This is a genomic window from Gelidibacter pelagius (assembly GCF_017581925.1).
Taxonomy (GTDB): domain Bacteria; phylum Bacteroidota; class Bacteroidia; order Flavobacteriales; family Flavobacteriaceae; genus Gelidibacter; species Gelidibacter pelagius.
This window is the reverse complement of sequence record NZ_JAGEVG010000058.1, coordinates 1-1,388: the sequence shown is the minus strand read 5'-3', so window position 1 is coordinate 1,388 and position 1,388 is coordinate 1. Positions and strand designations below refer to the sequence as shown.

Annotated in this window: 1 protein-coding gene; it reads right to left on the bottom strand. The window is 36.5% G+C overall.

Translation table 11 applies throughout. From position 1 onward, the window contains the following. Positions 1-4 precede the first annotated feature (4 nt). Complete coding sequence (locus J4051_RS18800; protein ID WP_208235427.1) at positions 5-1,066, bottom strand: Fic family protein; 1,062 nt, start codon at positions 1,064-1,066, stop codon at positions 5-7. Between the last annotated feature and the right edge of the window lie 322 nt (positions 1,067-1,388).

Genomic DNA, 1,388 nt, shown 5'->3' with positions numbered 1-1,388 from the left:
AAGTTTAATTCAAGGCTTTAAGCACTGCATGGTTGACATAATAATTGGTACGTCCAATTTTATGTTTTACCAAATGTCCATCAGTAGCCAACTGATTTAAATAATTGGCCGCCGTAATACGAGATATATGTAGCTCATTTTGCAAAAATTCTATTTTGGTGTATGGCTGCTTAAACAAATGATTCAATAAATCTTGACTGTAAAATTTATAATTGTCACGCAAGAGTATCTTATAGTCTGCCATGGCTTTTTTGATGTTCCTCACTTTCTCCAAAGTGTCTTTTGACGTTTCGGTGATAGCGGTAAGCATATAACATAAATAGTCTTCCCATTCTCCAGTGTCGCGCACCTTCTGCAGCAACTGATAATACTGGTTTTTATGTTGGATAATATATTTGCTCAGATACAAAATAGGAGTATCCAATAATTGATATTGGATAAGGTATAAAATATTTAAAATTCTTCCCGTACGCCCATTGCCATCATAAAATGGATGAATACTTTCAAATTGAAAATGAAACAGCGCCATTTTAATAAGATGGTCTATAGGTAAATTTTCTTCTACATTAATAAAGACCTCCAGGTTTTGCATGAGTTTTACAATGTCCTCATGACTTTGGGGCGGCGTATAAACAATAGCATCAGTATACTTGTTTTTAAGTGTGGTACCAGGTACCTTTCTAAACCCCGCATTATTATTTTCCAGTATTTGCTGAATTTGCTTGATGTGATTTATGGATAAAAAATGATTCTTCGCTACGGTAGCAAAACCTGTTTTCATGGCCACTATATAGTTCTGCACTTCTTTGGCCTGACTAGAGGTCACACTCTCTATACCCATACTGGCTTTGTAAATCTCATCGTGGGTCGTTACAATATTTTCTACTTCCGAACTATCTTTCGCCTCCTGTATGGCCAATGTGTTTATTAAAATATCCTGGCGAGGAATTGATTGGGCAACTCCTTTTAATTCGGCTAAAGCCCTATGTGCTTCCGGTAAAAGCTTAAGCACCTTTAGAGTTTCTAAGTCAACAGAATAAGGCAGATCTTGGAGTTTCCAATTCATTGTCTATTATTTTGCATACATGTACGTGTAAAGATAATTGGATTTTCTATACACATCACACTTATGTGTAAAAAAAAGTAACATATCTATACACATTTGTATGTTTCTCACATTGCTACAGCGCTTCATCAATCAACGATAATTGATAGAAAGGATTTTAGGTTAAGTACAATGACAAACTAAGCTATTGATCACACCACATCAACAGTAACCTTGACGCCCTCCGCTGCTCCAATCGGAGCCGGAGCACAATGTTACTTTCTAAAAGTGGCCTTTTATCAAGAAGTCAACGGTATCCAGTCGTTCCCCCAGAAGCGTCATC